Below are 23,016 nucleotides of genomic sequence, written 5' to 3'. Positions count from 1 at the left end.
TTTACAAAAAATCATGTTCTGTTTGAAAATTTTCAGCATCTCGGACAAGAGAATGCCTTGAAATTCAGGCGCAATCACGGTATACTGAAACCAATGTTTGAACAAGTTGAGGTAAACAGCCATGCCAAAAGCAAAATATGAAGGAATTTACCGCAGTATCAAAAAACGCATCGAGGCGCAGGATTACCCCTATCAATCGCTGCTGCCCAGCGAGAATACCTTAATAGAGGAATACGCCTGCTCCCGCAACACAGTTCGACGCGCATTGGCGGAGCTGGTAGCCGACGGCTATGTGCAGACCATGCAGGGGCGCGGCGTGCGGGTCATCTACCAGCCGGTGGGCAAAACGACGTTTACCATCGGCGGCATCGAGACGTTTCAAGAAACCGCCCGCCGCAACCGCCTGCAAGCCGTTACCCGCGTCATTCGGTTTGAGACCATCATCGCAACGGAACAGTTTGCCGCGGAAAGCGGATTTTCTGAGGGCGATGAATTGTGGGCGGTACAGCGTGTGCGTTATCTGGACGGAAAAGCACTGATTCTGGACATCAACTACTTTTTAAAGGAATTTGTACCCGGACTGACAGAGGAAATCGCATCCCATTCCATCTATGATTTTATTGAAAACGTGCTTGGAATGCAGATCATCACCAGCAAACGGCGCATCACGGTGGAACACGCAACTGCCCGTGATGAAAAGCTGCTGGATATGGACGGCTATGATTGCGTGGCAGTGGTGGTAAACCAGACCTTCAACTCGGACGGGATGCTGTTCGAGTACACCCAGTCCCGGCATCAGCCGGACTATTTTTGCTTTCAGGACATTGCCACCCGAAAGAAAAACTAAAGGCGATGTGCTTCGCTATAAAGCACATCGCCCAAACTCAACTCATGCAATTTTCATATCTACCGTCTGCCGCAAAGAGCAGATGATATTTTTCTAATCCTCTAGCCCATGGCTCCCAGCCACATTCTTCAAATATTCCTTCGTGTCACCATTCAGAATCAAATCGGCATAGCCCAGCGGGTCATTGTAGATGAGATAATCCAGTTCTGACCTCTGCGCCATGGTCACATCCAACGCATCCTCGACCCCGGTGCAGTTGTCGGACACACAGCGGTTGGAAACGAGCCGGAGCTTGTCGGGGCAAAGCCCCTCCATCTTGCTTGCGCAAGACCGCTCTACCGCTTAAAAGCCCCACCGGGGCTTTCATTGCTGCGCAACTGCGGCATTCTCATTTCCGAAGAAAACAAAAAATCCGAACCCTTCTCCTATCGAGAAAAGGTTCGGATTTTCATTGTTTGGTGCGGATAAGAGGACTTGAACCTCCACCGAGTTGCCCCGATTAGAACCTGAATCTAACGCGTCTGCCAATTCCGCCATATCCGCATATTCTGTTTTGTTCCTGCACCGCAGCGCCGGGAACGATAGTTATTATACCAGATACAAAAGAAATGTCAAGGCTTAATTTCAAAATTATTCGACAAATTTTTGCAGCAAAGTTGGTGCACTCTGAATAGCGGCTGCGGGGCGCTTTTTAGGGCAGATTATGGTACAATAAACGATAGGCAGCACCGCACAATTCCCGCCTGACGGCTTAAGCACCGTTCCGGCGGCTGCGGCACGGCATCTGCGTTGCCAAAATGCTCGATAATACACAAAGTATTATCTGCGCTTTTGGCTTAGCATCTGCCGCACCTCGCGCGCCGTATCGGCACTTAGAATTATGCGGTACTGTCTATACGTCCGGGCACTGCCCGGCGATTACGGAAAAACGAGGGAAAACGATGCTGAATGTGATGATTTTTCTGGTGGGCGCGCTGATCATGTTTTACATGGCGCTGCGCAGCGTGCGGGCACGGCAGCAGCTGCGCACCAAGGGCGTCTGCGTACAGGCCACGGTAAGCGGTACGGTGCAGAGCCGGGACGGCGCTGCCTATGTGCTGGAGTTTACCACTGCGGGCGGCAGCCACCGGCTGCAGTACCCTAAGCCCGCCAAGGGCAAGCCCTTTACCGAGGGCAGTGTGGTCACCCTGTACTACGACCCCGATGCCCCGGAAAAGATGTTCGTGGAGGGCGACAAGTCCGTGCTGGGTGCCGAGCTGCTGTACGCCGGTATCGGCGTGGCGCTGCTGGTGCTGATGGTCGGCATCATGAACCGTTGAGAAGGAGGGACACCGCATGAAACTGGAACATTTCGGCATGGCAGAGCCGGGGGACTGCCGGTTGGTATTCACGGCCAGCGCAGAGGAGCTGGCCGATGCACTGGCAAAGGAGCAGGCTGCCCCGGATGCTCCGCAGGACGAGGAAGAACTGCTGACGGCAGCGGTGAACCGCACCATTCTGGAGGGCTTTGACCCCCTTTACCGGCAGCTGGTGCAGGAGCAGCAGCTGGTACCGGTGACCGACCCGGATTTCGAGCTGCTGGCGGTCAATAAGGCCGAGGGCTTCCGGGCGGGCGCGCAGTTCTACGCCCTGCCACCGCTGGAGCTGGGGCGGGATACCGGCTTTGTGCAGGCCATCGAGCCCCACCCGCTGCGCCGGTTGACCATTGAACTGGAGATCAACCGCAGCTACGGCGATGAAGAACGCGCTGCCGATGCCGCAGGCAAGGCCGCGCTGCGCGACCGGGTGACCCGGGAGCTCTACGCAAAGCGCTGCGCACAGGCCAGAGACCGGGCTGAAAAGGAGCTGGTCTGGCAGCTGGGCGATGAGGTGACCGGCCCGGTGCCAAAACGGCTGGAAGCAGGCAATTACTTTGCCGAGCAACGGCAGTTCAATCTGAGCTTGCAGGCAAACGGTATCAACTTTGACCGGTTCTTAGCCGTGCGTGGGCAGACGGTGGAGCAGTTCCGGCAGTGGCTGCACAGGCAGGCAGAGCGCAAGCTGCGCAGCTGGCTGGGGCTTTTGCTGGTGGCCGAGCGGGAGGGCTTACAGCCCACCGAAGCCGAGGTGAACGCCGCCCTCGCCGATTGGGACGAGAAGCTGGACGGAGAGCGCACTTTCCCCGCGAATGACACCCGCAAGGTGCGCCAGCGCCTTGCCCGGGCAAAGGCCACGGCCTTTGTGGTGGAGCATTCCACCCTTACCCCGCCGCCGGCGGAGCCCCTTGTGCAGGAACCGGAAGCAAAATAAAAAATGATGTGATTTATGCCATGGCGGGCAGTCTGCGGGCTGCCCGCCATGGCATTTTTTTGCAAAAAAAGAGACAGCCGAGCGCCCGCAGGTGCTCCGCTGTCCCGGAGATTGTAGCTTTATTCCAGATGATGCTTCTGGCAGAACCTTTTGCTTACCCAGTACATCCCGCCCCACAGCAGGACTGCAAGCACAAGGTAGACCGGGTTCTTCAGGGAGCTGACCAGTGACTGCCCAAAGACGGCCATCATGGCCACCATCAACCCCTTGCCTAAAAGGACGGTGCGCAGATAGCGCTTTTCGTCAAAGTCCGACATCCCGAAGGCAAAGTGCATGAAGGAGGTGGGGGTGAAGGGCAGCAACGACAGCATGAACAGGGACGAGGTATCGAAGCGGTTCACCCACTGCTGCGCCTTTTCCAGCTTGGGGGAGCGGCTGGCCACTTTCCAGAAAAAGCGCTTGATGAGCCGCCGCCAGAACAAAAACATGATGACGCCGCCCAGCGCTACGCCTGCCCAGCTGTACAAAAAGCCCAGCAGGCCGCCGTGTGCGGCTACGTTCAGCGCTACAATGGCGATGAGCGGCAGCGGCGGAAAAAAGGACTCTACCATAGCCAGCAGAATGGGCACAAGGGGGCCAAGTCCCTCAAAGCCCGCCAGCAGCGCTTCCCAGTATTCCAGTGTTCCAAGCTGGTGCACCCAGCCCATCAGTGTGGTTTGCATCCTTTGTTCGATCCCTTTCTGCACAGCCGGTGCCGGGGTGTCCCCGGGCAGACTACGTTAAGCTTAGTATATCCATTCTCTATGACAGAGCCATGAACAGAGTGTGCATTTTTTCGACACGTCATACGCTCTGCTATCAATACTACGAAACGGAAGGGGATTTTCCTGCATTTACTTTTCCGCGGCCTGCTTTTCGGCCTTGGCGCGCATCCGCTCCAGCTGGGCGGTGCGCAGCTTTTCCCAGCAGGCAAGGCTTTCGGCGTCCGGCATCTGGGCGCAGCGGGCAAAGCTCCAGTGCAGGCCGTCCCGGCGGGACAGCTTGTACCGCTGGAACACGCCCTGCCCGGCGGCGTTGCCGCTGCCGGTGCAGCTGGGGCACTGACACAGGGTATACCAGCTGTTGCTGCCCTTTTTCAGCCAGATCTCGTCCGGCTGCAGGGTGGTGCCGCACTCCGGGCAGGGCATCTGGCTGATCTTGGGGTCAGCCCGCCATGCGTACTGCTCCACATAGCCGTGGAACACCGTAAAGTCCCGGTAATCGCCGGGGTTCTGGCACAGGCTCTGGCGCAGCGCCTCGTCCTCGGTGGGGTAGGCGGCAAACCCGGCGCGCAGATCCAACAGACGGCAGACATCGGCGGTGTACAGCGTGTCGGAAAGCGCATCGTGGAAGGGGCGCTCCATGGGGATGCCCATGCGGGTGACCACGCTTTCCAGCGTCATGCCCTCGCCCTCCTTGCGGGGATGCTCCCGCAGAAAGACCTGCTGCAGGTCGTACCACACGGTGGGCCTGGACTCGTCCAGATTGCACAGGAACAGGTTCTGCTTGAGCACCGGCACATCATCCAGACCCCACTCGGCAAACTCGGCATCCGGGCCACACCACTGCATAAAACGGCGCAGTCCCTGCACGATGGGTTCGCCCTTGTCCAGATCGGCCTGCGTCAGGCCGGTCACCTTGGCGATATGGTGCTGCAATTTGCGGAAGATGCGGGGACGCAGATGGATGGAAAAGGTGTCCAGCACATTGGCATCCTCGTCGATCTTTACAGCGCCGATCTCCACGATCTCGCCCCGCAGGGTCTGCTGCACCCCATGGTAGTTAAAGGTATACGGCTGGTAGCCGATGTTCCATTCCAGATCAAATAAAACCAAGTTACGCGGCATTGCTTTGTTAGTCCTCTCGTAAAATAAACTTCTCCACGGCCTCGGCCACGCCGTCGTGGTTGTTGTCGGCGGTGGTCACATAGTCGGCGCAGTCCTTTACCGGCTGCTCGGCGTTCTGCATGGCCACGCCCACCCCGGCGTAGGCGATCATGGAGCGGTCGTTCAGGCCGTCACCGCAGGCCATCAGGTTCTCGCGGGTCAGCCCCATGCGGCGCAGAAGCTCTGCCAGACTGCCGTCCTTCGCCACGCCCAGCGGCACCGCCTCGATAAAGAAGGGGCTGGAGGGGTACAGGTCGGCGCGGCCCGCAAACTGCTGCTGTCCGGCGGCGCACACTGCGTCCCGGCGGGCGGGGTCCAGCGTGATAAGCATCTTGCACACAGGGTAGTTTACATAGGACGCCAGATCGTCCACATGGATCATGGGCAGCTTGGTGGTAAAGCACTCCTTGTTGGCCCACTCGTCCTTGTCCCGCTCGCAGACGATGCCCTCGCGGTTGTAGGTCAGGATGGCAATATCCTGCGCGGCGGCAAAATCGCACAGCTGGGGCACAAGGGTGGGGTCCAGCGTCTTTTCCACCAGCGTCTCGCCGGTGCGGCAGTCCACGATCTTGCCGCCGTTGTAGGACAGGATGCAGCCGCCCTTTTTGTCCAGACCCAGCTCCTCAGCCAGCGGCTGGATGCCGGCGGTGGGCCGGCCGGACGCCAGCACGACGGTCACGCCTTTTTCAATGGCGGCGTCCAGCGCGGCGCGGGTGCGCGGGGTGACGAGTTTCTGGTCGTTGGTCAGGGTGCCATCCAGATCCAGCGCCAGCACTTTGATATCAGACATATTTAAAAGATCCTCTCATTATAGAAGTATATCTCAGCTTGCTTTCTCTATTGTACAATGAAAAGCCCCCTGCTTGCAACCCTTGCGGGGCGGTTCAGCGCAAAAAGTGGCTCGGATGCGGGCGTTACAGGCAGATTTTACCTGTTTTGCCCGGATTTTACACCGCCACCCTTCCGTGCGCCAAAGGTTTACCTAAGTGTTACACGGGGCTGGTTTCGCCGCTGCGGGCGGTGCGCTACAATACAGGTGTTCCCACAAGAAATAGTAGAACCGCCCCCAAGCCGGGCTGAAAAAGAGAGGATATCTGTTATGAAGAACGCGAAAATTTCCCGCCGCAGCTTCCTGAAAGCCGGTGCCGTTGCGTCGGCAGTGGGCATGCTGTCGGCTACCCCCGTAGCTGCGCACGCCGCCGAGGCAGATGCTTCTGCCGCAGCAGACGAAGAGAACGGTCTGCTGGACGTGTTCAAAAAGCCCAAGTACGTTTTCCTGTTCATTGGCGACGGCATGGGCACTGCCCAGATCCAGTCCGCACGCTTCTACAAGGGCACCGTGGACAACAACGGCGCTGTGACCGAGGCCGACCTGAGCTTTACCAGCTTCCCGCAGGTGGGCAGCGTGACCACCTACGACAGCACCTCCTTCTGCCCGGATTCCGCTTCCACCGCCACCTCCATCGCCACCGGCCACAAGACCGAAAGCGGCGTCATCAATATGTGTCCGTGGACCCGCGATGTACCCTACGAGACCATCGCCGAAAAGCTGCACACCCAGAAGGGCTATAAGGTGGGCGTCATCTCCACCGTGAACATCGACCACGCCACCCCCGCTGCCTTCTATGCCCACCAGAAAACCCGCAAGAACTACTACGAGATCGGCGTGGAGCTGGCAAATTCCGGCTTTGAGTACTTTGCCGGCGGCGAGTTCCAGAAGGTGAACGGCGACGGTACCGGCCCCGACAACCATACCGTGGCTGCCAACGCCGGTTACAACGTGGTCACTACCCAGGCCGGTGCAGCGGCTCTGACCGCCGGTGCAGGCAAGACCCTGATCATTGCCGAGAATCTGGGCGATGGCAAGGCCATGAACTACGCCATGGACGCTGCCAGCGGCGAGTGGCAGCTGACCGACTATGTCAAGAAGGGCATCGAGCTGCTGAACAACAAGAAGGGCTTCTTTATGATGACCGAGTCCGGCAAGATCGACTGGGCCTGCCACGCCAACGATGCCGCTGCCTCCATCCACGATGTGCTGGAGATGAGCAACGCCGTGCAGGCTGCGGTGGACTTCTACAACGCCCACCCCAACGAGACCCTGATCCTTGTCACCGCCGACCACGAGACCGGCGGCATGGCCATCGGCTACAAGACCACCAACTACGATACCTTCCTGACCAATCTGGCACACCAGAAGATGTCCTACGCAAAGTTCGATGCCACCTATGTGCAGGGCTACATCGCCAACAAGACCCCCTTTGAAGCCGCCATGCAGGATGTGAAGAACGTCTTTGGCCTGACCCTGCCCACCGACCCCGCTGCCGCCAGCGCAGGCAAGTTGCTGCTGACCGACTACGAGGTGGAGAACCTGCGCAAGGCCTACGAGCGCACCCTGCAGGTGGGCTCCTCCAGCCAGAGCAAGATGAGCCAGCAGGACTACGAGCTGTACGGCACCTACATCCCCTTCAGCATGGCTGTCTGCCACACCATCAACCACAAGTCCGGTATGGACCACACCACCTACGCCCACACCGGCGCCATGGTCAACGTGTACGCCATGGGTGTCGGCGCCGAGAAGTTCGGCGGTGTGTACGACAACACCGAAATCTATCACAAGCTGGCTGAGCTGACCAAGGTCCAGTAAGTAATATATCTTGATTTTTCCGCTCCACTTTTCCACAACCAAGCCGCAAAATGTGCAAAACCCTCCCTGCCGGCAACGCAAAGACTGCGCCCGGCGGGGAGGGTTTTGCTGTAATGCGGCGAAAAATGTGTTACAATGGATTTACCGCCGTAAGGCGGTGAAAGGTGCTGTGTCGAAAACGCAGGCGGCTGCTCTTACCGACAGGAGTTTGTTCCACGGTGACCCATGGAATGAACGGAATGCCGAGGGGCAGGCTTATTTTGAAGTCATCCCCTTACTTGTAGCATTACGAGGAAGGGGGGAGTTGCATGACCTTGTCGGAAGTGATGCTGTTGCTGACTTTGTTAGCGACAGTGGCAGCGTTGATCGTTGATGTAGTAAACACTACATTTGACATCGCGTGGAAAATCTCTCATGACAAATCGAACGATGACAACAAGAAAAGCAAGTAACCGCCTTCTGCTTCCCCAAGCTAACGGTCACTTGCTTTCTCATCCGTAGGAACAAGCGATCGCCGGTAACGGGTAGCCGTTTGCCGACCAGCGCCTTTTCTGCTTCTATTATAGCGCATCTGCGCCAATTGTCAATGCTGAATGCTTCAGACCTTCATCTCAGGAAAGCCCTCCAGCTTGGAAGTGCAGTGGGGGCAGCGCACAGCCTTGATGGAGATCTCGCTCTGGCAGTAGGGGCACACCTTGGTGGTGGGCTCCTCCGGTGCGGCGGGCTCCTCGGGCTTTTTGTGCAGGGAGTTGACAAACTTGATTACAACAAACAGTACAAAGGCCACGATGAGGAAGTTGATGATGGAGTTGACGAACTCGCCGATCTTGATGCTGGAGCCGCCCAGACCAATGACCACATCGGAAAAATCTGCCTTGAAGAACAGGCCGATCAGCGGGTTGATGATGTCCTCCACCAGCGCGGTGACGATGGCGGTGAAGGCACCGCCGATGACAACGCCCACTGCCATGTCCAGCACGTTGCCGCGCATGGCAAATGCCTTGAACTCTTCAAGGAACTTTTTGATGCCGCTTTTTTTCTCTTCCATAGATAAACCGCTCCTTCTTGTCCCCCCTTTTTTACCGCAAGGGGTTCTTTTATTTTTATAATAGCGTATAGCGCGTCGATTTGCAAGAGTAAAGCAGCCCATTTTATGGAAAATAAAAAATGTCCTCTCTTGTGAAAAAACGCTCCCGGAAAGTCCGCAGACTTTCCGGGAGCGTCCTATTTCAAAAATAGTTTTCCGCTGATTTATGCTGCGGGCTGCTCGGCGGCGGGCTGGGGATCAGCAGTCACCGTAATGGTGCGGCTGATGCTGCCGCAGGAGTAGTTGCCCCCTGCCTTGGCGGTCTGGGTGTAGGTGCCGGGCTCGGTGGGCACGCCGTTTATTTTGCTGCTGAAGCACAGGAAGGTCTTTTTCTTGTAGGTGTAATTCACCTTGCCGTTTTCAGCCACCTGTCCGTCCGAAATGACCTTGGCGGTCAGATCGGCGTTTTGCAGCTGGGAGACGGTCATGCTGGACGGGGCATCGGCTGCCCAGCTCAGGCTGACGTTTTCAGTCTTGGGCTTGATTTTGAACATGGCAAACCCGGCGGCGTTGATGTCGCTGCTTTCCAGCGCGATGGCACCGGCAAAGTACTTGCCGCTGTCCTTGGGCTGCTCGTCCAGATAGATGCGGCTCAGCGCGCCCTCGGGCAGATACTTGCGGATCAGGCTCAGCGCCAGCTTCATGCCGTTGGAAACGTTTTTCACGGTGGTCAGGTAGCTGGCCGGGACAAAGAAGCTGACGGTGTCCATTACCGACACCACCTCGTCCGCGACCCGCAGCAGCACGCTGACATCGTTGCCATCGATCAGCTGCTTGAGGTAGCTGTATACGTTGAATTCCTCGGCCTGATCCGGGGTCTGGGACATCTTTTTGGGCAGGGGGATCAGTTTAAGCAAAGTGCGCAGCTTATCCGAGATCATCAGGGTCACATAGCCGTAGGCTTCGCCGCTGGTGCCCAGCACCACAGCGATATACTGGGTGTTTTCGGGCCGGGTCTCCACCTCCAGCTTATAATCGGAGCCGTAGACAAGGTTGCCGGTCGCCCGGATGCGGATGTTGACGATATCATTTTCATCCTCTGCCGCGCTCAGCGCTGCGGCATCGGGCAGTTCCTCGCTGACAACAGCGGTGCTTTCCGGCTGCTGCGCTGCCGCCGAGGCGGGCATTGCCAGCACACCAAGCATCATGCTGACCGCGAGCAGGAGCGAGATCCATCGTTTGGCCTTCATACGAAAACCTCCTTTGTTGTTTGGTATCTTACCCACATTTTACCGCAAAATAATCCTAGGGTCAATAACGGGATTCAAGCCGGGCGCATCACTCCCCGATATAGGTAAAGCGGGGCTTTGTAACGCCGTCCCGGGTCACGGTCTCCAGCCACATGGCGGCGGGGCGTACCCACAGCCCGCCCTCGCCGTACAGGGCGCGGTACACCACCATCTCCTCCTCGGTCTCACTGTGGCGTGCTACGCCCAGTACCTGATATTCGTTGCCTTTAAAGTGGCGGTAGCGCCCGGGGCGCACCGGATATTGCAGTTCCTTCATAACTGTTCCCTTCTCTTTCTTCAAAAAAGGGCTGCTGCGCCGGGCGGGTGCAGCAGCCCATAAACCTTATTATATTACAGCGTGCTGTCCGTTCCATCGTCGGGGGTCTGCTCGGCAGAGTACAACAGCATCAGGTGGTTGGCCGAGGCTTCCAACTGGCTCTTGGCCTGCCGCAGGGCGGCTTCCTCGGTCTCGTTCATCTTTTCGGGCTTATCCTTGCGCAGGCAGCGGCGCAGGTTGGTAAGGTCGGCCTTCACGCGGGCTTTTTCGTCCTTATCCAGTTCCTTTTTGCACTTGGAAAGCGCTTCGTCCACCTTATAAGCCAGCACCTCGGCCTGATTGTGCAGCTCCAGGCGCTCCTTGCGGCGGCTGTCCTCGGCCTCATAGGCGGCGGCATCTGCCATAGCACGCTGGATCTCGTTTTCGGAAAGGTTGGTGCTACCGGTGATGGTGATATTCTGCTCCCGTCCGGTGGCAAGATCCTTGGCAGATACCTTCACCACGCCGTTCACGTCGATATCAAAGGTGACCTCGATCTGGGGCTTGGACGAAAAGCTTGCCCGGATGCCGTTCAGCTTGAATTTGCCCAAAGACTTGTTGTCCCGCGCAAAGTGGCGCTCGCCCTGCAAAACGTTGATCTCCACGCTGGTCTGCATGGGACGGGCGGTGGTAAAGATCTGGCTCTTGCGGGTGGGGATCATGCTGTTGCGGGTGATCAGCGGGGTGGCGACACCACCCAGTGTCTCGATGGACAAGGTCAGCGGAGTCACGTCCATCAGCACCAGTCCCTGCGCTGCCGCGCCGGTGGCACCCGCCAGCTTGCCGCCGCCCTGCAGCAATGCACCCTGCACCGCTGCACCCATGGCGACGCATTCGTCCGGGTTCAGGCTGTGGCTGGGCTCCTTACCCAGCAACTCCCGCACCTGCCGCTCCACGGCGGGCATCCGGGTGCTGCCGCCCACCAGCAGCACCTTGCCCAGCTGGCTGGCAGAGATGCCGGCATCCCGCAAAGCGTTCTGCACCGGGGTCACGGTGCGGGACAGCAGATCGCCGGTCATCATCTCAAACTGCGGGCGGGACAAAGCGATATCCAAGTGATGGGGCCCGTCCTTGCCCACCGTGATAAAGGGCAGGTTCAGCTGGGCGGAGGGCGCACTGGAAAGTTCCTTCTTGGCCTTTTCCGCCTCCTCCTTCAGCCGTCCCATGGCGGCGGGGTCGCGGGTCAGGTCGATGCGGTCAGACTTTTTGAACTCAGCCACCGCATACTCCACGATGCGCTGGTCAAAGTCATCGCCGCCCAGATGGGTGTCGCCGCCGGTGGCAAGCACCGTAAAGGTGCCGTCCTCGATCTCGATGATAGACACATCAAAGGTGCCGCCGCCAAGGTCGTAGACAAGGATCTTCTGGGCGGCTTCGTTGTCCAGACCGTAGGCCACCGCGGCGGCGGTGGGTTCGTTGATGATGCGCAGCACGTTCAGCCCCGCAATGCGGCCTGCATCCTGCGTGGCCTTGCGCTGGCTGTCGTCAAAATAGGCGGGCACAGTGATAACGGCTTCGGTCACCGGCTCGCCCAGATAGCTCTCGGCGTCCCGGCGGATCTTGGCAAGGATCATGGCGCTGATCTCCTGCGGGGCAAGGTCCTTGCCGTCAATGTGCGCCCGGTAGTCCGAGCCCATGTACCGCTTGATGCTGGAGATCGTGCGCCCGGAATTCGTGGCGATCTGGCGCTTTGCCGCGCCGCCCACCAGACGCTCGCCGTCCTTGGTAAAGGCCACCACACTGGGGGTGGTGCGCTCGCCCTCTGCATTGGTGATGACCACGGGCTTGCCGCCCTCCACCACCGCCACACAGGAATTGGTCGTGCCCAGATCAATGCCGATCACTTTGCTCATACTGTTTCCTCTGTTTCTTGTCCGCCGTGTCTGCGGGCTGTTTTTTCTCCAGTCTATCTTACAGGACGGCTGTGACCATTTTTTAGTCCAATTGTAAAGATTCTATGTTATAGGCCGCCGGAGCCGTGGGCGGCTCGTGGGTCAGCGCGTAGAGCAGCTGCTCAGCCTCCTGTAACCAGCGGTCAGCGTCCGGCTCGTGCTCCCGCTGCAAAATGGTAAAGGCCTGCTTTGCCTCAGCCGCCAGCGCCAGCGCCTTTTTGCGGGAGGTGTAGCGCGTTTCAAACTGCGCCAGCCGCAGGCAGACCCGGGGCGTGTACTCGATATCCGGCACCGCTGCCGCGCTCTGCCGCGCCCGGCGGTACCACAACAGCGCCTTGCCGTTGTCGCCCCGGGCGGCGCAGTCATCGCCAAGGTTCAAAAGGGCGATGGGCTCACCGCTTTCGGCAGCAGCTTTCCACAGCTTGCGCGCCTGCGCAGCGCTTTTGGGTACGCCGCGCCCCTGATACAGGCACTCGCCCAGCAGCGAGAGCCCGGCAGAACTGCCCTGCTCGGCGGCTTTCTGGTAGCACTCTGCCGCTGCCGCCCAGTGTCCGGCGCGGGCGGCTTCTTTACCGGCTTCGGCCTCCTCTGCGCCGGGACCCTCCGGGGTATGGCCTGCGTGCAGCAGACCGTTGAGCAGCGCACTGTCCAGAGAGGCGGAGTTGCTCCACGGGTCCAGCACCACACCGTCGATGCCCGGGGTGTCCAGCGCCAGCTGCATGGCCTGTTCCAAGGTGCGGTCAGCCATGGGGCGGCTTGCGGTACTGCGGTCTGCACCGGCCGCTGCCACCGAGGTGAACAGCGGCAGCCAGCAGCGCCCCTTATCGTTGCGCAGTGTCCACAAGGCAAGGCCATCGGCCTTTTCTGCCGGGATGGGGTGCTCCATCCACGGGGCGGGCGCACCCTGCACCGAAAGCGCCGTCTGCAGCGGCACAAGCACATGGGTCTCCAGCTCCAGCGCGTAATTCAAAGCGCTCATTAAAGACCAGAAGCTCTCCTCATTCTGCCCCTTGTACAGCCCCTGCACAGCCTGCTCGATGGCCGGGCAGCCGGTGCCGCGCGGGCTGTACACCGGTGCGGTGCGGCTGCGGCGGCTGCCCACCGGGCGGAAGCGTACCCCGCCGTCTGTTCGTCTTGCCATTGTGTTCACCATACTTCCCTATCAATCTCAGCTCTAAGGTGTATCTGAAAACAAAGAAAATGACGAATATTTCGCAAGCACAAGCGGGATTTAAGGCAAACAGCCGCAGGAATCCTTTGTGGATTTCAAGGCTGTTTAACGCAAAATCCAGCTGTGTTTGTAGAAATAGACTAAATTTTCGACTTTTCAGATATACCATAGTATAACAGGATTTGGCAGCTTGTACAATGCAAAACACAGCTGCGGCACTGGATTTTCAGTATACATCGCGTTATAATAAGGTGTATTTTGACCCCGAAGGAGGAATTATTTTGAACCGGATGCTTGGCTACCTGAAGGGCTACGAGCGCGAAAGTGTGCTTGCGCCGCTCTTTAAGATGCTGGAAGCCACCTTTGACCTGTTTGTGCCGCTGGTCATGGCCGATATCGTCAATGTGGGCATTGCAGCACATGACCTGCATTATATTCTGGTGCGGTGCGGCCTTTTACTGCTGCTGGCTTTCATCGGCCTTACCTGCAGCCTGACCGCGCAGTATTTTTCCGCCAAGGCGGCGGTGGGCTACTCCACCGCGCTGCGGCACGCCCTGTTTGCCCATATCCAAAGCCTGAGCTTTTCAGAGATGGATACGCTGGGCACCAGCACACTCATTACCCGCATGACCAGCGATGTCAATCAGGTGCAAAGCGGGCTCAACCTGTTTTTGCGCCTGTTCCTGCGCAGCCCCTTTGTGGTGCTGGGCGCCATGGTCATGGCCTTTACGGTCAACGCTCGGGCGGCAATGATCTTTGTAGTCACCATCCCGCTGCTCAGCGTGGTGGTGTTCGGCGTGATGGTGATCACCCGGCCGCTGTATAAGACCGTGCAGACCCGGCTGGACCGGGTGCTGGGCCTGACCCGCGAGAACCTGACCGGCGTGCGCGTGGTGCGCGCCTTTGATAAGGAGCAGAGCGAGATCGACCGCTTTGAGGATGCCAACGCCCTGCTGACCGGGATGCAGCTGCATGTCGGCCATCTTTCGGCGCTGATGAACCCGCTGACCTATGTACTGATCAACCTTGCCATCGTGGCGCTGCTGTATGTGGGCAGCATTGAGATCAACGTGGGCGGCATGGCCTCCGGTGATGTGATTGCGCTGGTGAACTACATGAACCAGATCCTTGTGGAACTGGTAAAGCTGGCGAACCTCATCGTGCAGATCAGCAAAGCGCTGGCCTGTGCAGGCCGCGTACAGGCGGTGCTGGATACAAAGCCCGGCATGACCTTCCCCGCCGAACTTCTGGGCGAAGTGCCCGCCGACAAGACCTGCGATGCCGTGCGCTTTGACCATGTAGGCCTGACCTACGCCGGGGCGGGCGCACCCAGCCTGACCGACATCAGCTTTGCCGCCAAAAAGGGCCAGACCATCGGCGTCATCGGCGGCACCGGCAGCGGCAAATCCAGCCTTGTGAACCTCATCCCGCGCTTTTACGATGCCACCGAGGGCAGCGTGGAGATCTTTGGCCGCCCGGTGGCCAGCTACCCCCGGGACGCCTTGCGCGGCAGGGTGGCGATGGTCATGCAGAAGGCGCAGCTCTTCGGCGGCACCATCCGCTCCAATCTGCTGTGGGGCAACAAGGATGCCACCGATGCCGACCTGTGGGCAGCGCTGGAAACGGCACAGGCCGCAGACTTTGTGCGTGCAAAGCCCCTTGGGCTGGACGAGCCGGTGGAACAGGGCGGACGCAATCTTTCCGGCGGACAGAAGCAGCGGCTCACCATCGCCCGTGCGCTGGTGGGCAAACCGGACATTTTGATTTTGGACGACAGCGCCAGTGCGCTGGACTACGCCACCGACGCCGCCCTGCGCAAGGCACTGGCGGCGCTGCCCGGGGCACTGACCGTGTTCATCGTCAGCCAGCGCGCCGCCAGTTTGCAGCACGCCGACCAGATTCTGGTGCTGGATGACGGTCATCTGGTGGGCATCGGCACCCACAGCGCCCTGCGCAGCAGCTGCCCGGTGTACGAGGAGATCTACGAGAGCCAGTTCAAGAAAGGGGAGGCAGAAGCATGAGTGCAAAGGCAAAAAACAAGCTGACCCCGCAGCAGCGCAAGGCCACCCTGAACCGGGTACTGCACAAAATACGTCCGTACAGCGCCTTTGTGGTGTGCAGCCTGCTGGTGGCGGCGGTCAGCGTAGCCGCCCAGCTGTATATCCCCATCCTGTGCGGCGATGCCATTGATAAGATGCTGGGCAAAGGCAATGTAGACCTTGCCGGGGTGCTGCGCATTGCCGTAAGCATTCTGGTGGTGGCTGCCGTTGCCGCCCTTGCACAGTGGCTTTTGAGCGTGTGCAACAACCGCATTACCTTCTCGGTCAGCCGCGACCTGCGCAACGAGGCGCTGCGTAAAATTCAGACCCTGCCGCTGTCCTATCTGGACAGCCACCCCTCCGGCGATATCGTCAGCCGCATGGTGGCGGATGTGGACACCTTTGCGGACGGCCTGCTGATGGGCTTCACCCAGCTGTTCTCCGGCATCCTGACCATTTTTGGCACCCTGCTGTTCATGCTGCGGGAGAACGTGCCCATCACGCTGGTGGTGGTGTGCATTACCCCGCTGAGCCTTGTGGTGGCGGGCTTTCTGGCAAAGCGCAGCTACGGCTACTTCCAAAGCCAGAGCACCGTGCGCGGCAAGCAGACCGCGCTGGTCAACGAGATGATCGAGGGTCAGAAAGTGGTGCAGGCTTTTGGCCATGAAGCAGAGAGCCTTGCCGCCTTTGACGAAGTGAACGGACAGTTACAGGACGTGAGCCTGAAGGCCATCTTCTTCTCCAGCCTGACCAACCCCGCCACCCGCTTTGTGAACAACATCGTGTACGCGGGCGTAGGGCTTGTGGGTGCGCTGTACGCCGTGCGCGGCGGCATCACCATCGGCCAGCTCAGCGTTTTTCTGAGCTACGCCAACCAGTACACGAAGCCCTTCAACGAGATCTCGGGCGTGGTCACCGAGCTGCAAAACGCACTGGCCTGCGCCGCCCGGGTGTTTGAACTGCTGGACGCCGAAGATCAGGTGCCGGAGGCCGAAAACGCCGCCGCGTTGCAGCCGGACGGCCATGTGCAGCTGCAGGATGTTTCCTTCCGCTATCTGCCCGACCGTCCGCTCATCGAAGGGCTTTCGCTGGATGTGCAGCCCGGCCAGCGCATCGCCATCGTAGGTCCTACCGGCTGCGGCAAGACCACCCTGATCAACCTGCTGATGCGGTTCTATGATGTGAACGGCGGCAGCATCAAGGTGTCCGGCACCGATATCCGGGATGTGACCCGCGCCTCCCTGCGCGGCAGCTACGGCATGGTTCTGCAGGACACCTGGCTGCGTGCCGGTACGGTGCGGGAGAACATCGCCTACGGCAAGCCGGACGCCACCATGGAAGAGGTGATCGCCGCCGCCAAGGCTGCCCACGCCCACAGCTTTATCCGCCGTCTGCCCGAGGGCTACGATACCGTCATTGCAGAGGACGGCGGCAACATCAGTCAGGGACAAAAGCAGCTGCTCTGCATCGCCCGCGTGATGCTCTGCCTGCCGCCCATGCTGATTCTGGACGAAGCCACCTCCTCCATTGATACCCGCACTGAGGTACGCATCCAGAAGGCCTTTGCCCGCATGATGCAGGGGCGCACCAGCTTTATCGTGGCACACCGCCTTTCCACCATCCGGGAAGCAGACGTCATCCTTGTGATGAAGGACGGCCACATCGTGGAGCAGGGCAGCCACGACCAGCTGCTGGCACAGGGCGGCTTCTACGCCAAGCTCTACAACAGCCAGTTCGAGGGCGTGCAGACCTGAGAGGGCTGTTGTATCCTATCCATACTGTAATAACGAGTGGTGAAAATTCGTTTTGTTGATTAAAACAGGCTGAACTGGTACTCGTTCATAAAATGTTAATAATATATTAACATTCAGTACACCACTTTTCGGTATACATAGGGCAACAAAGGCGCGCAGTGCGCCGAACCCCCGCCAAAAAGGGCAAAAACGCGCAGACTGCTGTGGTGTGCAGTGGGTCTTGGAAATGCCCTTGGTACAGGAAAGGAAACGTTACTTATGAAAATTGGTTTTTGGGAACTTATCGTCATCGTCATCGTGGCGTTTGTGTTCATCGGCCCGGACCAGCTGCCTGTCTACGCAAAGAAGATCGGCAAGATGCTCCGCGAGCTGAAGAAATACACCGGCGCTGCTTCCGAGGAGATCCAGAAGAACGTGGTGGAGCCCCTGAATGAAATTCAGGCTCCCCTGAAAGAAGCTGTTGCCCCCCTGACCGATATCAAAAAGGATATCGACAGCAGCATGCGGGACGTGACCAAGAGCTTTACCGGCATTGGCAAGACCAGCAAGGAGGAAGCCGCCAAGAAGCTGGCTGAGACCGAGGAGGTCACCGACCTGACCGAGGACACTGTGGAGGAACTGCCCGAGCAGCCCGCCGAAGCCCCTGCTGAAACTGTGGAGGCTCCCGCCGAAAAGCCCGAGCAGCCCGCCGAGGCCGCACAGCCCGCCGCTGAGCCGGTGGCTGAGCCCGTGCAGGAAGCCCCTGCCGCAGCCGAAGAGGCCGCCGAAGCCGCACCCGCTGAGGAAGCAAAGGTGTAAGCGCCCCTACTTATTTATGGATGCACCCGCGCCCGCGGTTGCCAGATACATTCTGTAATACGCCCGCCACGCGGCGCGGCAAGAAAAAGGAGATATTTATTATGCGTATTGGTACTAATGAGCTGCTGATCATTCTGGTTGTCGTTCTGCTGATCTTTGGACCCAAGAACCTGCCGAAGCTGGGCAAGATGTTCGGTAAGACCATCAACGGCTTCAAGAAGGGCATGGAGGACGAGGACGCCGAACAGTCCGAGGAGACCGTGAAGAAGGCTGATAAGAAGGACGAAGACGAGGAGTAATTGTGGCTACAAACAAAAAGCGCAAAAAGAAAGCCGAAGTCATGGCAGAGGACGGCAGCATGACGCTGACCGGCCATCTGAAAGAACTGCGGAACCGGCTCATCATCTGCGCGGTGGTGTTTGTGGTGGGCGTGGTGGTCTCGCTGGCGTATGCAGACCGTCTGATCGATCTGCTTACCGCCATGGGCCGCGACTATTACCAGTTCGTGTCCATTGCCCCGCAGGAAAAACTGATGCAGTATTTCCGGGTGTCCATTCTGGCCGGTGTGGTGGTAACAGTGCCTGTGGCCTTTTACAACATCTACGCCTTTGCAAAGCCGGGTCTGAAAAAGAGCGAGAGCACCTTTTTCAAGCTGGTCATGCTGCTGGGTCTGATCCTGTTCTGCGTGGGCGTGCTGTTTGCCTATAAGCTCATGATGCCGTTCATGCTGCGGTTCCTCAGCACCGGCATCGAAGGTGCAGAGTACATCCAGACCACGACCAGTATCGAGAGCTACGTCAACCTCTGCCTGACCATGTTCATCATCTTTGGCTGTGTGTTCGAGATGCCGCTGATCACCATCATCCTTTCCAAGATGGGCATCATCAACCCGCAGATCCTCAAGCAGGTGCGCGGCGTAGCCATCGTGGTCATCTTCTTCATCGCCGCTGTGGTCACCCCGCCGGACATCGTGTCCCAGTGCATGGTGGCCTTCCCCATGGTGCTGCTGTACTTTGTCAGCATCTTCCTGAGCGGCATCTTCTACAAGCCGCACGATACGGACGACGAGGACGAGGAAGAAGAGGAGAGCGAGGACTGATCCCGCTTCCGTTCCGGTTTTCATCAACTGAATCAAACGCCGCTGCACGGCTGTGCAGCGGCGTTTCTTGTTGGCACGGAAACAAAAAAGCTGCCGCACAGCTTTGTGCAGCAGCCTATGAGAAAATAAAGGAGAAACGCAGGTTCAAAAACGATTATTTGCCCAGATGCCAGATATCGCGGTCGTACTCGGCAATGGTGCGGTCAGAGGAGAACATGCCCGCCTTGGCAATGTTCACAAGGCACTTGCGCCGCCAGCCCATGGGGTCGCAGGCGTAATCGCTGAGCGCCTGTCCCTTGCGCACAACGTAGGCGTTGAAGTCCGGCAGGGTCTGGAACCAGTCCTTGTGGATCAGCTCGTCATGCAGGCGGGTCAGGTTTTCGGCATGGCCGGTGGTCAGCATCTCCGGCCCGGTGAGGAAGCTGATGGCGCGGCGGATGTTGGCATCGCCCTCCACCCACTGGGCGGGGTCGTAATCGCCCACGGCGTAGCGGTGGATGACCTGATCGGAGGTCTGGCCGAAGATATAGATGTTCTCTTCCCCCACCTGCTGGCTGATCTCCACGTTGGCACCGTCCATGGTGCCCAGCGTCAGCGCACCGTTCAGCATAAACTTCATGTTGCCGGTGCCGGAGGCTTCCTTGGAGGCAAGGCTGATCTGCTCGGACAGGTCGCAGGCCGGGATCAGCTTTTCGGCGGCGGTGACGTTGTAGTTTTCCACAAACACCACCTGCAGCCACTTGGACACCTCCGGGTCTGCGGCAATGACCTTGGAGAGAGTCAGCAGCGCATGGATGATGTCTTTTGCAATGGTGTAGGCGGGAGCGGCTTTCGCGCCGAAAATGCTCACCAGCGGAGCAGCGGGCAGATGTCCTGCCTTGATCTCGTAGTACTGGTGGATGAGGTACAGCAGGTTGAGCTGCTGGCGCTTATACTCGTGCAGGCGCTTGGACTGGATATCGAACACGGCATCGGTGTTCACAGTCACCTTCTGGGTGTGCAGCAGCCAGTCGGCCAGCGCTTCCTTGTTGGCCTTTTTCACGGCGGTCAACTCGCTGAGCACCGTCTCGTCGTCGGCAAAGGCCAGCAGTTTTTCCAGTTCGGCGGCATCCTTGCGGAAGCCGGAGCCGATGTGCTTTTCCAGCGTGGCAGTCAGGCGCGGGTCGCACTCCAGCAGCCAACGGCGGAAGGTGATACCGTTGGTCTTGTTGTTGAACTTTTCCGGGTACAGCTCATAGAAGCCGTGCAGCTCGGAGTTTTTCAGGATCTCGGTGTGCAGTGCCGCCACGCCGTTGGTGGAGTGGGTAAAGTGGATGTCCATGTGTGCCATGTGCACCCGGTCGTCCTTGTCAATGATGGCAAGGCTCTCGTCCTCGGTGCGGGTGCGTGCCAGCGCATCCAGCTTTTCAATGATGGGCATCAGCTGCGGCACCACGGCATCCAGATAGGCGCGGGGCCACTTTTCCAGCGCTTCGGCCAGAATGGTGTGGTTGGTGTAGGCGCAGGTCTTGGTGACGATCTCCACGGCCTCTTCAAATTCGATGCCGCGCTCCCCCAGCAGCCGGATGAGCTCCGGGATGACCATGCTGGGGTGGGTGTCGTTGATCTGGATGGCGGCATAGTCCGCCAGATCATGGAAGTTGCAGCCCCGGGCGGCGCACTCGGCCAGAATGAGCTGTGCACCGGCAGAAACCATCAGGTACTGCTGGTACACCCGCAGACGGCGGCCTGCCTCGTCGGAATCATCCGGGTAGAGGAAGAGGGTCAGGTTCTTATCAATAGCGGTCTTGTCGAAGGCAATACCGTCATGGACGATGCTCTCGTCGATGGTGTCCAAATCGAACAGGTTCAGGGTGTTGGTGCGTCCCTCGTAGCCGGTGACCGCCAGCTTGTACAGCCGGGCGGTGTACTCCTTGCCCGCCAGTTCCACCGGGTAGGTGGTGTCGGTCTTTTCCGCCCAGCTGTGGGCAGTCAGCCACGGGTCGGGCTTTTCGTTCTGCACACCGTCCTCAAAGGACTGATGGAACAGACCGAAGTGGTACCGCAGACCTATGCCGTCGCCGGGCAGGTTCAGCGTTGCCAGAGAGTCGAGGAAACAGGCAGCCAGACGCCCCAAGCCGCCGTTGCCCAGAGAAGGCTCCGGCTCTACCTCTTCAATATCGGAAAGGCGCTTTCCCGCAGCAGCCAGTGCAGACCGGGCTTCATCGTACAGCCCCAGATTGATGAGGTTGTTGGACAGCAGCTTGCCGATAAGAAATTCGGCGCTGATATAGTACAGCTTACGCCCGGTGACCGGCTGCACGCGGTCGGCGCTCTTCTGCCGCACAAGTTCCAGCAGTGCCAGATACAGCTCCTGGTCGGTGCAGTCTGCCAGCAGCTTGCCGGTGATACTCTGTAACGTTTCGGTAAAGCTCATAAAAGCATCCTCCTTTGTTAGGGTGTATCTGAAAAGTCGAAAATTCAGTCTATTTCTTTGTTTTCAGATACACCTTACTGAAAACAGGTTTGACATCTGTACTTCAAGATATACCACATAGAACGTTCAAAATCTTGCCTAAACAGTGCAAACTATGGTACAATCCTATCATCAGGAGGTGGAACAATGCAAAATCAGGCTTCTTTGCAGGAGACAAAACAGCACGGTGCAGTGCGGTTTCCGTTCAATTTGTACCCCTGCACCATTCCGGGGGATTTTCAGCAGGTAGCACTCCACTGGCACGAGAGCATGGAGCTTGTCTTTGTCAAGCAGGGCATGGGGCTGGTACAGGTGGGCGTGGTGACCTACCCGGCCTACCGAGGGGATATCTTTCTTTTTGCCCCGGGCACGCTCCACGCGCTGCGACAGGCCGAGGGACAGCGCATGGAATACGAAAATATCATCTTTGAGCCAGAGCTTCTGGGCGGCGCAGAGGATCTTTGCGCCGAGAAATATCTGCTGCCGCTGCAAAGCGGTCGGCTGTCGCTGCCGGTGCGGCTGACCCCGAACGATTTGTGCTATCTGCAAGCCGCCGCCTGCCTGCGGGAGCTGGAGGATGCCAACCGCGCCAAGCGCCCCGGCTATGAGCTGCTGGTAAAAGGGGCGCTGCTGCGCTTTCTTGCCCTGCTCATTGCGCAGGGCAGGCAGTGTCTCTCCACCGAAACCGCCGACACCCAGCGGCTGAAAACCGTGCTGCAGTGGCTTTCGGCACATTATGCCGAGCCGCTCCGGGTAGCCGATGCCGCCGGGGTCTGCTCCTTCAGTGCCAGCCATTTTATGCGCTGGTTCCGACAGATGACCGGGCAGAGCTTTATTGCCTTTCTGAACGAGTACCGGCTGAACACCGCCGCCGAGGCGCTGCAAACCACCGATGAGACCGTGCTGACCATCGCCTCTCGGTGCGGGTTTGAGAACCTCTCCTATTTTAACCGGGCGTTCAAGGCGCATTTCGGCATGACCCCCCGGGACTACCGGAAAAAATAAGCAAAGCGCTTGACAGCTGCGGCTGTATGGCGTATGATGTGGGCAGCGGCTTTTCCCGGAGTGAAAAGTTAGTCAGTTCTAACTATTATTTTATAAGATATTCCTGAAGGAAGGTATAAAAATGATCCAGACGACCGTAGAAGTAGGCGGCATGGCATGTTCCATGTGCGAAGCCCATATCAATGACGCCGTGCGCAGTGCGTTTCCTGTGGATAAGGTCTCGTCCTCTCATGCCAAGGGCAAGACCGTGATCCTTTCCAAGGAGCCGCTGGACGAAAACGCGCTCCGCGCCGCCATTGAAGCCACCGGGTACCATGTGGGCACCATCCACAGTGCACCGTATGAAAAGAAGGGGCTGTTCTCCTTTTTCAAAAAGTAAGCACTGTCCCCCGCCGCTGCTAGCTGACTGCAGAGGTACTGCTGTACATCATTCTGCCGCAGGCCCACCGCAACATCATCCCGC

At 58.6% G+C, this 23,016-nt stretch carries 21 protein-coding genes and 1 tRNA gene; 11 read left to right on the top strand and 11 right to left on the bottom strand.

The window, feature by feature from the left end:
• The first annotated feature begins 121 nt into the window (after window positions 1–121).
• On the top strand, window positions 122–847 hold the full coding sequence (gene treR, locus DXB44_RS08470) for a trehalose operon repressor (RefSeq protein WP_118658407.1): 726 nt from the start codon (window positions 122–124) through the stop codon (window positions 845–847).
• Window positions 848–940: 93 nt separating this feature from the next.
• On the opposite strand, the gene DXB44_RS08465 is transcribed toward treR, so the two are convergent.
• Window positions 941–1,162 (bottom strand): DUF6061 family protein, encoded by a 222-nt coding sequence (locus DXB44_RS08465; protein ID WP_118658406.1) that lies wholly within the window; start codon window positions 1,160–1,162, stop codon window positions 941–943.
• Window positions 1,163–1,303: 141 nt separating this feature from the next.
• A tRNA-Leu gene (locus DXB44_RS08460) sits at window positions 1,304–1,390 on the bottom strand.
• A gap of 398 nt (window positions 1,391–1,788) precedes the next feature.
• On the opposite strand from DXB44_RS08460, the gene DXB44_RS08455 reads away from it, so the two are divergent.
• Together DXB44_RS08455 and DXB44_RS08450 are read left to right on the top strand one after the other, a co-directional pair.
• Window positions 1,789–2,166 (top strand): DUF3592 domain-containing protein, encoded by a 378-nt coding sequence (locus DXB44_RS08455; RefSeq protein ID WP_118658405.1) that lies wholly within the window; start codon window positions 1,789–1,791, stop codon window positions 2,164–2,166.
• Between the two features lie 16 nt (window positions 2,167–2,182).
• On the top strand, window positions 2,183–3,136 hold the full coding sequence (locus DXB44_RS08450; protein WP_118658404.1) for an FKBP-type peptidylprolyl isomerase: 954 nt from the start codon (window positions 2,183–2,185) through the stop codon (window positions 3,134–3,136).
• A gap of 119 nt (window positions 3,137–3,255) precedes the next feature.
• Here DXB44_RS08450 and DXB44_RS08445 read toward each other — a convergent pair whose 3' ends face one another.
• From DXB44_RS08445 to DXB44_RS08435, 3 genes are all read right to left on the bottom strand, one after another.
• Window positions 3,256–3,858 (bottom strand): VTT domain-containing protein, encoded by a 603-nt coding sequence (locus DXB44_RS08445; RefSeq protein ID WP_118658403.1) that lies wholly within the window; start codon window positions 3,856–3,858, stop codon window positions 3,256–3,258.
• A 171-nt stretch (window positions 3,859–4,029) separates the two neighbouring features.
• Window positions 4,030–5,022, bottom strand: a complete 993-nt coding sequence (locus tag DXB44_RS08440; RefSeq protein ID WP_118658402.1) for a 3'-5' exonuclease — start codon at window positions 5,020–5,022, stop codon at window positions 4,030–4,032.
• 7 nt (window positions 5,023–5,029) lie between these two features.
• Entirely contained in the window at window positions 5,030–5,851 is an 822-nt protein-coding gene (locus tag DXB44_RS08435; RefSeq protein ID WP_118658401.1) for a Cof-type HAD-IIB family hydrolase, read from the bottom strand.
• 309 nt (window positions 5,852–6,160) lie between these two features.
• Here DXB44_RS08435 and DXB44_RS08430 point away from each other — a divergent pair, with 309 nt between their 5' ends.
• Window positions 6,161–7,708 (top strand): alkaline phosphatase, encoded by a 1,548-nt coding sequence (locus DXB44_RS08430; protein ID WP_118658400.1) that lies wholly within the window; start codon window positions 6,161–6,163, stop codon window positions 7,706–7,708.
• A 598-nt stretch (window positions 7,709–8,306) separates the two neighbouring features.
• On the opposite strand, the gene mscL is transcribed toward DXB44_RS08430, so the two are convergent.
• From mscL to DXB44_RS08405, 5 genes are all read right to left on the bottom strand, one after another.
• Window positions 8,307–8,756: a large conductance mechanosensitive channel protein MscL gene (mscL, locus tag DXB44_RS08425; RefSeq protein ID WP_055186740.1), complete on the bottom strand. Its 450-nt coding sequence runs from the start codon at window positions 8,754–8,756 to the stop codon at window positions 8,307–8,309.
• A gap of 203 nt (window positions 8,757–8,959) precedes the next feature.
• Window positions 8,960–9,985 (bottom strand): hypothetical protein, encoded by a 1,026-nt coding sequence (locus DXB44_RS08420; protein WP_118658399.1) that lies wholly within the window; start codon window positions 9,983–9,985, stop codon window positions 8,960–8,962.
• An 88-nt stretch (window positions 9,986–10,073) separates the two neighbouring features.
• Window positions 10,074–10,301 carry a DUF1653 domain-containing protein gene (locus DXB44_RS08415; protein ID WP_055186738.1) on the bottom strand — a complete coding sequence of 76 codons (228 nt, stop codon included), beginning with the start codon at window positions 10,299–10,301 and terminating at the stop codon, window positions 10,074–10,076.
• Between the two features lie 74 nt (window positions 10,302–10,375).
• On the bottom strand, window positions 10,376–12,193 hold the full coding sequence (dnaK, locus tag DXB44_RS08410; RefSeq protein WP_118658398.1) for a molecular chaperone DnaK: 1,818 nt from the start codon (window positions 12,191–12,193) through the stop codon (window positions 10,376–10,378).
• A gap of 82 nt (window positions 12,194–12,275) precedes the next feature.
• On the bottom strand, window positions 12,276–13,373 hold the full coding sequence (locus DXB44_RS08405) for an SseB family protein (protein ID WP_118658397.1): 1,098 nt from the start codon (window positions 13,371–13,373) through the stop codon (window positions 12,276–12,278).
• 311 nt (window positions 13,374–13,684) lie between these two features.
• Between DXB44_RS08405 and DXB44_RS08400 the strand changes: the two genes are divergently transcribed.
• From DXB44_RS08400 to tatC, 5 genes are all read left to right on the top strand, one after another.
• Window positions 13,685–15,424 carry an ABC transporter ATP-binding protein gene (locus DXB44_RS08400; RefSeq protein WP_347561808.1) on the top strand — a complete coding sequence of 580 codons (1,740 nt, stop codon included), beginning with the start codon at window positions 13,685–13,687 and terminating at the stop codon, window positions 15,422–15,424.
• A complete protein-coding gene (locus DXB44_RS08395; RefSeq protein ID WP_118658396.1) occupies window positions 15,421–17,196 on the top strand; it encodes an ABC transporter ATP-binding protein in 1,776 nt (591 codons plus the stop codon). The genes DXB44_RS08400 and DXB44_RS08395 overlap by 4 nt, the downstream gene beginning before the upstream one ends.
• 258 nt (window positions 17,197–17,454) lie before the next feature.
• Window positions 17,455–17,994, top strand: a complete 540-nt coding sequence (locus tag DXB44_RS08390) for a twin-arginine translocase TatA/TatE family subunit (RefSeq protein ID WP_055186734.1) — start codon at window positions 17,455–17,457, stop codon at window positions 17,992–17,994.
• A 101-nt stretch (window positions 17,995–18,095) separates the two neighbouring features.
• On the top strand, window positions 18,096–18,293 hold the full coding sequence (gene tatA / locus DXB44_RS08385) for a twin-arginine translocase TatA/TatE family subunit (protein ID WP_015537270.1): 198 nt from the start codon (window positions 18,096–18,098) through the stop codon (window positions 18,291–18,293).
• A gap of 2 nt (window positions 18,294–18,295) precedes the next feature.
• Complete coding sequence (tatC, locus tag DXB44_RS08380; protein ID WP_118658395.1) at window positions 18,296–19,093, top strand: twin-arginine translocase subunit TatC; 798 nt, start codon at window positions 18,296–18,298, stop codon at window positions 19,091–19,093.
• A 154-nt stretch (window positions 19,094–19,247) separates the two neighbouring features.
• On the opposite strand, the gene DXB44_RS08375 is transcribed toward tatC, so the two are convergent.
• Window positions 19,248–21,509 (bottom strand): glycogen/starch/alpha-glucan phosphorylase, encoded by a 2,262-nt coding sequence (locus DXB44_RS08375; RefSeq protein ID WP_118658394.1) that lies wholly within the window; start codon window positions 21,507–21,509, stop codon window positions 19,248–19,250.
• A gap of 186 nt (window positions 21,510–21,695) precedes the next feature.
• On the opposite strand from DXB44_RS08375, the gene DXB44_RS08370 reads away from it, so the two are divergent.
• Together DXB44_RS08370 and DXB44_RS08365 are read left to right on the top strand one after the other, a co-directional pair.
• Complete coding sequence (locus DXB44_RS08370) at window positions 21,696–22,553, top strand: AraC family transcriptional regulator (RefSeq protein ID WP_118658393.1); 858 nt, start codon at window positions 21,696–21,698, stop codon at window positions 22,551–22,553.
• A 121-nt stretch (window positions 22,554–22,674) separates the two neighbouring features.
• The gene (locus DXB44_RS08365; RefSeq protein WP_055186730.1) at window positions 22,675–22,932 is read left to right on the top strand and encodes a heavy-metal-associated domain-containing protein; all 258 of its coding nucleotides are present in this window, start codon (window positions 22,675–22,677) and stop codon (window positions 22,930–22,932) included.
• Window positions 22,933–23,016 lie beyond the last annotated feature (84 nt).

The sequence above is a fragment of the Faecalibacterium sp. OM04-11BH genome (genome assembly GCF_003482185.1).
In the GTDB taxonomy this organism is placed as follows: Bacteria; Bacillota; Clostridia; order Oscillospirales; family Ruminococcaceae; genus Faecalibacterium; species Faecalibacterium tardum.
The sequence above is the reverse complement of the archived record's forward strand: the minus strand, read 5'-3'. Positions and strand labels throughout refer to the sequence as shown.